This is a genomic window from Aeromonas molluscorum 848 (assembly GCF_000388115.1).
Taxonomy (GTDB): domain Bacteria; phylum Pseudomonadota; class Gammaproteobacteria; order Enterobacterales; family Aeromonadaceae; genus Aeromonas; species Aeromonas molluscorum.
The window spans coordinates 1-8386 of record NZ_AQGQ01000168.1; the positions used below are offsets into that span (position 1 = coordinate 1).

Here is an 8386-nt window from a genome sequence, read left to right on the forward strand (position 1 = left end):
TGCCCGCGCCAGCGAGCTTGGCTTCGTGCGGACAGGACGTTCGCCGACATCATCGACAGCTTTATCACCCATGACATGCAGGAGGCATCATGATCGATATACCTACCCCCATCATAGGGCTCATCATCGCGGTATTTGCCCTGGTCTTCCTGGTGCTGCGCACCCGGGTTCACGCCCTGATCGCCATGCTGGCCGCGGCCTGCATCGCCGGGGTCACCGGCGGCATGAGCATCGACAAGACCCTCACCGTCATCACCCAGGGCTTTGGCTCCACCCTCGGCAGCATCGGCATCGTCATCGGCCTCGGGGTCATGATGGGTCGCCTGCTCGAGGTGTCGGGAGCGGCCGAACAGATCGCCTACAGCTTCATCAAGTGGCTCGGTAAACGACGGGAAGAGTGGGCGCTGGCCATCACTGGCTATATCGTCAGCATCCCCATCTTCGTCGATTCCGCCTTCGTCATTCTGTTCCCGGTGGCCAAGGCGCTGGCCGAAGAGTGGCAAACGCTCCCTGCTGACGCTGGGGGTGGCCCTGGCCGGTGGTCTGGTGGTAACTCACCATACCGTACCCCCCACACCGGGTCCGCTCGGGGTGGCGGGTCTGTTCGGGGTCGACATTGGCGCCATGCTGCTGACCGGCATGTGCCTGGCGGTGCCTTGCGTCATCGGCATCGTCCTCTACGCCCAGTGGCTCGACAAAAAGTACCCGGAGTTTGGCCAGCAGGCGATAAAGAGCCAGGACGAGCTGCAGGTGACCTATGAGCAGTACCTCAAGGAGAAAGAGGGCAAAGTGCTGCCAAGCCTGACCCTCTCCCTGCTGCCGATCCTGGTGCCCATCGTCCTCATCTTCTGCAAGGCGATGCTTACCACTCTGGCCACCTTCGAAGGGTTTGAATCCCTGAGCAGCAACCCGCTGGTGCAAGGAATCGGCTTCATCGGTACCCCCATCATCGCGCTGGCCATCAGCGTCTTGCTGGCCGTCTATACCCTAGTGCCGCACCTGGATCGTCACGCCACCGCCGAGCGTCTCGAAGAGGGTCTGCAGTCCGCGGGCATCATACTGCTGGTCACCGGTGCCGGTGGCGCCCTGGGTGCCGTATTGCGCGACAGCGGGGCCGGCAACCAGCTCGCCGAGCAGATAGCGGGGCTGCCCATCTCCCCCATTCTGATCCCCTTCATCGTCGCCACTCTGGTGCGGCTCATCCAGGGTTCAGGCACGGTCGCCATGGTGACCGCGGCCTCCATCTCGGCCCCCATACTGGCGCAGATCCCCGGGGTCAACATGCTGCTCGCCGCCCAGGCCGCGACCATGGGATCCCTCTTCTTCGGTTACTTCAACGACAGCCTGTTCTGGGTCGTGAACCGCATGATGGGCATCTCGGACGTGAAACAACAGATGATCGTCTGGTCCATCCCGACCACCATCGCCTGGGCCATAGGCGGAACCGGGGTCGCCCTGCTCAACCTGCTGTTCGGCTCGGGGGGCACCTGGTTCGACCCCGTGCTGCCCTTGCTGGTGCTGGCCCTCATCATCTGGGGGGTGCGTCGCCAGCCGCTGGGGTTGCCTGGCCCGGCGCCGGTGCGTCAACCTTGAGCCAGGTTCGGGTAACTTGCCGGGCATCACAGACCGACGAATGAATGGATGAAAAAGCCTGCCCGACCCAAGGTCGGCAGGCATAGGAGAGAGGGGGCCCGTCTGCTAGACTGGCCCCCTCTCTGGCTTCTCTCACAAGGATTGGAAGATGTCTGGTTCGCCCCTGCGCGATCGCTCCACCGGTTTTGCCTTGCTCACCATCTTGCTGTGGGCCTCCCTGGCCGCACTCACCTCCCGGGTGAGCAGCGTCTCTCCCCTGGTGCTGGTAGGCTTGGTGCTCTTTTTCTGCGGTGCAGGCGCCTTGCCGTTCTGGCGCCAGTGGCGCGCCAGCCCCGTCACCTGGCTGGTCACCATCACGGCGCTGCTCCTCTATCACCTGCTGCTGTTTATGAGCTTTCGCCACGCCCCCGTGCTTGAAGCCAATCTCATCAACTATCTGTGGCCGCTGTTCATCATACTGTTCACCCCGCTGTTGCTACCCGGCCATCCCCTGCAAGGCCACCACCTGCTGGCGGGACTGCTGGGGCTGGCTGGCAGCGTGCTGGTGATGGTCAATGGCGAGCTGCAACTGCAATATGCTTATCTGCCCGGCTATCTGCTGGCCCTGGGCGCCGCCATCATCTGGGGCGGCTATTCGGTATTGTCACGGCGCCTGCCCGCCGCCCCGGCGGTGATGGTGGCAGCAGCCTGCCTGCCCGCAGGTCTGCTCGCCCTGCTGACGGCCTGGTGGCTGGAGGGCCCCCTGCCCCTGACGACCATACCGGCCGGTGACTGGGCCCTCATCATAGGCCTGGCCCTGGGGCCTATGGGCGCAGCCTTCGTCACCTGGTATCTGGCACTGCGGGACGGGGATCCCCGCCGCATCGGCGCCCTCTCCTACCTGACGCCACTGCTCAGCACCCTGTTGCTGGTCTGGCTCAATGGCGAAGAGCTGACCCTGCGCCACATGCTGGCCGGCACGCTGATCCTGGGGGGAGCCCTGCTCGGCATGAAGGCAAGCCAGGTCAAACAGGCGACGCCTTTGCCCGACGCAACCTCCTGATCCCTTGTCATCAAAGTGCCATCAAGCCTGCTTAAGCTGACGCCGTTCGTCGTTTAAGCAGGACTCTTTTGGTGAATATCTCCCGTTACTCCTCCCTCGCAGCACTTATCTTGATCTTGCTCGCCTGCGTGCTCAGCACAGCCCTCGGCTATGGCTGGCACCAACTCAAGCTGAGCGAAGCCAATCAGCATCAACACGATCGTTTGCAGCAGCGGCTCACCAGCACGCTGCAAGGGGCACTGCGTGACTATCTCGCCAGCGGTGACCCGGTGCGTCTCGCCAGTGCCGAAGGGGCGCGGCGTCAGGCCATCAATCAGCTGGATCACCTGGATAGCCCGCAGACCACGCCCCTCAGAGCCGAGCTTGAACTAATGGGCAAGAAGATAGCGAGCGACTATCTCGCCGCCGGCAAGCTGTCAGGCAACAGTCAGGGGTTGCTGCAAAATGCCGAACGCGAGCTGACCGAACAGGCCAAGACGCTGCTGCGCTACGGCCAGGGCAGCGATGCCCCGAGCGCCGCCGATTATCGCCAGGGTGCCACTGACATTCTCGCTGCCCTGCCCCACCTCATTCATCTGCGCCAGCAATACATGACCCAGGGCAGTGCCCAGCAATTGGAGGCCCTGCAGTTTGAGCTCGCCAGCCTGAGCCGCCAGGCCGATCGGCTCGCGACCCTGCCGCTGCTGGGCCTGCTCGAGCCCGCCCCCGCCGAAGACGAATTCACCCTCGGCGAGGTGGAACGGCGCGATCTCGGCCAGCAGCCCCGCAATGAGTTGCAGAGCCTGCTGCGCCGCTACCCTCAGGAGCTGACCAACAGCCAGCAGGCCCTGGCCCGGCAAGAGACGGCCCGGCAGGCGGTCAATCGGGATCTCGACAAGATGCTCACGGCCTTGACCCAAATGGGAGATGCCCTCGGCGCCGAGCGCCAGCAGGTCAGTCGTCATCTGGCAACCGTGCTTGGCAGCCTGGCCCTCGCCCTGGTACTGACGGCGCTGCTGTTTGCCTGGTGTCAGCGACGCTGGATAGTCAATCCACTGCATCGGCTGCGCGCCGCCTTCGCCCAGCTCGAGCAGACCGGTCTGGCCGATCCCTTGCATCAGGGCACTGAACGTAACGAACTGGCCGACATTGTGGCGAGTTACAACCGGCTGCTCGCCCACAAGCAGCTGGAACAAGAACACAAAGAGGGACAGCTCGAGGAGGTCTCCCTCAGTTTGCAGGACATGGTCAGCCAGGTTCAGGACATCCACCAGAGCACTCATACCACTGAGCAGGCGGTGGGCGAAGGGGAGCTGATGATGAACGAATTGAACCAGCTCGCCAGTGAGGTACATCAGGTGGCCGCCGATATCGCCCTGCATGCCCAGCACAACGAGCAGTCGATGACAGACAGTGAACAGCTGGTGGGGGGGATGTTGCAGGCGACTGAACTGACCGGCCAGGCTATCCATGAGAGTGGGGATGCCCTGGCCGAACTGCGTCGATCTGTCGATGACGTCACCGCCATCGTCGATGTGATTGGCCATATCGCCCAGCAGACCAACCTGCTGGCCCTCAATGCCGCCATCGAGGCGGCGCGAGCAGGGGAACATGGCCGCGGGTTTGCCGTGGTGGCCGACGAGGTGCGCCACCTCTCAGGCGACACCCAGCGATCCCTTGGCCAGATCACCGAGATATTGCAGCGCCTCACCGGATCGGGAGAACAGATCACCTCAGTCCTTGGCCGCATTCATCGCGAGTCGGCCCAGCAACGACTGCAGGCCGAGCAGCTGCGCCAGACCACCCAGCAGGTACGGGACATGGCACGCAGCACGGCCGTCATCGCCCTGCAGGGGGCTGATAACGCCAAAAGCCAGGAGCGCAAGCTCGCCACCTTCGCGGCGCTGATTGGCAAGATCAGTCAGCATGCCCACCAGGTCAGTCAATTGTCGGTGCAAGTCTCGGGGCATATGCAGCATCAGGCACGGCAAATCCCCAAGATCCTCGGCCATCAGCCCTGAATAACCGGCGTCAGCGCTGGCCATGTCATTCAGCTCGCCTCGCGCGAGCTTTTTTTGCGGCACAAAATTAACTGTTAAATAGTAGTTAACATAGAAAGTTCGGCGCAAGCGGTCCCCCACCGAGCCAAGGCAAGCCAATTACAAATGAAAGCGTTCTCTTCCAGTCATAACGCAGGCTTAACGACTTTCTCACTAATGACAAAATTATTTGCACTCTGTCATGTTTTTGAAACTTGGCAGGAACTTTTAATTGATATTTCGCTCCGCGAACGTACTCTTGCTTTATCCGATTCGCCAAGGTCGGTGCACAAAAAATAAAACTTGTACAGAGCCAAGCACTGTTCGCGATTGATGAACCAAGACATCGAGGCAGAACAGCGAGAGAAACGTCTTTTTTTGCCCTTCGGGGTCTTGATTGCAATGCCAAAACCGTGCGGCGGCTTGATGCCTGATCGCCGGATAAAAAGCTAAGTCCATATAATCAGGAGCAATTTCAAATGGAAAAAGTGATCTTCAAGCGTGCTGCCTTGAGTACTGCGGTCATCGCCGCACTGCTCTCCCCCGGTTTGGCATTGGCTGCCGATGAAGTCAGCCCTGCCTACAAAGCGGCTGCCAGCAAATTCTATGAAGAAGGCAAACTCAACGGTGGCCTCTTCTACTTCCAGCGTGATCGCGTCCGTAAAGAAGGCGCCGGTGACGGCAAATACCACGAGAACCTGGCACACGCCACCTCCCAGATTTCCCTGAACTACAACTCCGGCCATGCTTGGGATGTGGTCGGTATCGATGTGGGTGGTTTTGGTGCCTATGACCTGTCGGTCGACGAAAGCAACGGCGTCAACGAGGAGAACGAATTCTCCTTCATCGGCACCAAGTGGGGCGACAAGATGGACGGCGTACCCGAGGGTGGCTTCAGCCTCTCCAACGCGGCGCTGAAACTGCGCTTCATGGACGGTGCCATCACCGCCAAGGGTGGTCTGACCCAGCTGTACGTACCGGGTATCCTGGGCGTCAACTGGTCCTATCAACCCGGTACCTACCGTGGTGGCCAGATCGAGGGTAACTTCGGTGGCCTCTACCTGACCTACGCCATCGCCGATGAATACAAGGCTCCCTGGTTCAAGGAGACCGCTGGTTTCTCCAAGAAGACCATGTATGCGGGCAGCGATGTCGCCTTCAATGACGAAAACAGCATCGACTACATCCACGGTCTGGCCGCGCGCTACACCTTCGAGGGCGGCACCGCGGTCACTGGCTCCTTCGGTCAATCCCAAGGCTACATGGACAGCTACCACTTCAAGCTGGCCCACAAGTTTGACGTACTGGGTGGCCTGAACACCAGCTACCAGTTCTATGGTTCCAACACCGACAACGACGACTACGACGGTCTGGCATGGCAACAAGCGCTGACCGCCAGCTGGGCCATGGGTCCTTACGGCTTCCGCGCCGAGGGTCTCTACACCAAGGCTGATGGTGACCTGGGTAACTACCTGCCCCGTCTGACCACTGGCTACGCCAACTCCCAGGGTGCGAACGAGATTTGGTGGGATTCCCGCTCCGACTGGAACGAAAACGGCGAGATCGCCCTGTTTGCCGGTGTGACTCGCTCCCTGGATGACCTGGTCGGTGCCCCTGGCTGGACCGTCGGTGTCTCCGGTGCTTATGGCTGGGGTGCTCAGAATGGCGACAAGAGCCTGGATGAAGACGGCAAAGAGTGGGCAGCCAACTTCGACGTCATGTACACAGTGCAAGACGGCAAGCTGAAAGGCACCCTGTTCAAACTGCATTACACCGATTACAACAACGAACAAGACGAGAAGGGCAGCTGGTACTACCCGAACATGTTCACCTCAGAGCATGACGTCAAGTTCCACATCATCATGCCGTTTACCATTCTGTAAGCTGCTGACGATAAAGAAAAACCGGGCCAATTGGCCCGGTTTTGTTTTTGGGGGCTGCACGCTACTATGGCCCCTCCCCATACTCAAGGAGAGTGCCATGCCCCGTTTTGTGCTGATCACCGGCTGCTCCAGCGGCATAGGCCTGGCCGCCGCCCGGGCACTGGCCGCGGCTGGGTTAACGGCCATCGCCTCGGCCAGACGTCTCGAAGACGTGACACGCTTGCAGAGAGAAGGTCTGCTGGCGGTGCAGCTGGATCTCAATGATGAGGCCAGCATAGAGGCTGGCGCCCGCGAGGCGTTGCAACTGGCCGGTGGCCGCCTCTATGGCTTGTTCAACAACGGCGCCTACGGCCAGCCCGGCGCCATCGAAGATCTGCCGACCAGTGCGCTACGCGCGCAGTTCGAGACAAATCTGTTCGGCTGGCATCATCTCATTCGCCAGGTGCTGCCAAGCATGCTGGCCGCAGGTGAGGGTCGCATCGTGCAAAACAGCTCAGTGCTGGGGCTGGTTGCCATGAAATATCGCGGCGCCTATAACGCCAGCAAGTTTGCCCTGGAAGGTTATACCGACACCCTGCGCCTCGAACTCAGGGGCAGCGGCGTCGCGGTCAGCCTGATAGAGCCGGGCCCCATCGACACCCGTTTTCGTGCCAACGCCCGCGCCGCGTTCTTGCACCACCTGGGCTCGGCTCAGAGCCGTCACGAAGCGAACTATCGCCTGACCCTCGCCAGGTTGGAGAAAGAGGGACCAAGTGGGCGCTTCACCCTGCCAAGCGAGGCCTGCGTCCCGCCGCTGCTCCATGCGCTCACCAGCCGGCGTCCCAGGCATCGTTACGGGGTCACGTTGCCGACCAAGGTGTTTGCCATCTTGCGCCGCCTGTTGCCGAGTCGCTGGCTCGATGCCCTGCTCGCCAAATCCGCTTGATATCCGTCAGCCTGGGGTAGAAAGAAACAGGCCATAACCAGTGGATAAACGGGAGGGGGGCGGCTCAGCACAGTGAAACGCTCAGTAATGTTCACCGTTGCTGTAGTAGGCTGACTTGTCGATGGGCAGCACCTGCACCACCACATAGGTCTGCTCCCCCAGTGCCTGTTTGAGATGGCGGGTGATGAGCGCCGCCGCCTCATCTTGCTGTGCTTGCGGACGGGCAAACCAGATCAGTTCGACGAAGGGATTACCCCTCTCCAGCACGCCATCTCGAACGAAAGGACTGGCCAGGCATTCCAGGGTGACAAACTCCGGCTTGCCGCCGGTCAGGGTGCAGAGGTCGGCAACGAGCTGGGTACTGATCCCTTGGACTGTCTCGATGTCGACGGCACGAAAACGCAGATGGGGCATGGGAAAACCTCTTGGCTGATGATGATGAGGCCTTATCATAGACCCAAGCCATCCCATGAATCATGTGCAAACTGCCCACAGTTAAGGAGTTCCATGCCCGCCCCCCGCTTGCTACTGCCCCTGCTCTTCTGGCTGCTGCTGCCGACCCGGCTGCTGGCCGAACCCGCCTTCTATCAGCTGAGCAAGGGAGATCAGCAGTTCTGGCTGCTCGGCTCCATCCATGCCGCCGAGGCGAGCATCTATCCCCTGCCGACCAGCATAGAGCGCGCCTGGGCCCAGAGCCGGGCCCTGGTCGTCGAGGTAGACATGCAGAATATCCCGAGCAGCGAATGGCAACAGATGGCGGGTCTGACCCGCCTGCCAGGCGGCCAGACCCTGGCCAGCCAGATAGATGCGGCGCTCTATCGACGCACCTTGGCAGCGGCCAAACAGCTGGGTCTGCCCGATGGGAGTCTGGATGGTCTGCAACCCGTGGTTTCGCCGCCATCACCCTGACCCAGACGCGCCCTCG

General features: G+C 61.2%; 7 protein-coding genes and 1 pseudogene. 7 read left to right on the forward strand and 1 reads right to left on the reverse strand.

Annotated features, from left to right (window positions below; translation table 11 throughout):
- Positions 1 to 89 precede the first annotated feature (89 nt).
- The 6 genes and pseudogenes from G113_RS22010 to G113_RS17070 form a co-directional block, all read left to right on the forward strand.
- Positions 90 to 437: pseudogene (locus tag G113_RS22010) on the forward strand (GntT/GntP/DsdX family permease); the annotation flags it as partial.
- A 109-nt stretch (positions 438 to 546) separates the two neighbouring features.
- Positions 547 to 1593 (forward strand): GntP family permease, encoded by a 1047-nt coding sequence (locus G113_RS17050; RefSeq protein ID WP_269077648.1) that lies wholly within the window; start codon positions 547 to 549, stop codon positions 1591 to 1593.
- A 148-nt stretch (positions 1594 to 1741) separates the two neighbouring features.
- Positions 1742 to 2635 (forward strand): DMT family transporter, encoded by an 894-nt coding sequence (locus tag G113_RS17055; RefSeq protein WP_005907731.1) that lies wholly within the window; start codon positions 1742 to 1744, stop codon positions 2633 to 2635.
- A gap of 71 nt (positions 2636 to 2706) precedes the next feature.
- Positions 2707 to 4635 carry a methyl-accepting chemotaxis protein gene (locus G113_RS17060; RefSeq protein ID WP_040319351.1) on the forward strand — a complete coding sequence of 643 codons (1929 nt, stop codon included), beginning with the start codon at positions 2707 to 2709 and terminating at the stop codon, positions 4633 to 4635.
- A 497-nt stretch (positions 4636 to 5132) separates the two neighbouring features.
- Positions 5133 to 6536 (forward strand): OprD family outer membrane porin, encoded by a 1404-nt coding sequence (locus tag G113_RS17065; protein WP_005907733.1) that lies wholly within the window; start codon positions 5133 to 5135, stop codon positions 6534 to 6536.
- A gap of 97 nt (positions 6537 to 6633) precedes the next feature.
- On the forward strand, positions 6634 to 7461 hold the full coding sequence (locus tag G113_RS17070) for an SDR family oxidoreductase (RefSeq protein ID WP_005907734.1): 828 nt from the start codon (positions 6634 to 6636) through the stop codon (positions 7459 to 7461).
- An 81-nt stretch (positions 7462 to 7542) separates the two neighbouring features.
- Here the strand turns inward: G113_RS17070 and G113_RS17075 are convergent, their stop codons facing one another.
- The gene (locus tag G113_RS17075) at positions 7543 to 7875 is read right to left on the reverse strand and encodes a DUF1904 family protein (protein WP_005907735.1); all 333 of its coding nucleotides are present in this window, start codon (positions 7873 to 7875) and stop codon (positions 7543 to 7545) included.
- Positions 7876 to 7968: 93 nt separating this feature from the next.
- On the opposite strand from G113_RS17075, the gene G113_RS17080 reads away from it, so the two are divergent.
- A complete protein-coding gene (locus tag G113_RS17080) occupies positions 7969 to 8370 on the forward strand; it encodes a TraB/GumN family protein (protein ID WP_005907737.1) in 402 nt (133 codons plus the stop codon).
- The last annotated feature ends 16 nt before the right edge of the window (positions 8371 to 8386 follow it).

Excerpts from the sequence above, each read along its gene's own strand:
- G113_RS17075 (WP_005907735.1), bottom strand. The coding sequence starts at position 7,875 with ATGCCCCATCTGCGTTTTCGTGCCGTCGACATCGAGACAGTCCAAGGG.
- G113_RS17065 (WP_005907733.1), top strand. The coding sequence starts at position 5,133 with ATGGAAAAAGTGATCTTCAAGCGTGCTGCCTTGAGTACTGCGGTCATC.
- G113_RS17070 (WP_005907734.1), top strand. The coding sequence starts at position 6,634 with ATGCCCCGTTTTGTGCTGATCACCGGCTGCTCCAGCGGCATAGGCCTG.
- G113_RS17055 (WP_005907731.1), top strand. The coding sequence starts at position 1,742 with ATGTCTGGTTCGCCCCTGCGCGATCGCTCCACCGGTTTTGCCTTGCTC.
- G113_RS17080 (WP_005907737.1), top strand. The coding sequence starts at position 7,969 with ATGCCCGCCCCCCGCTTGCTACTGCCCCTGCTCTTCTGGCTGCTGCTG.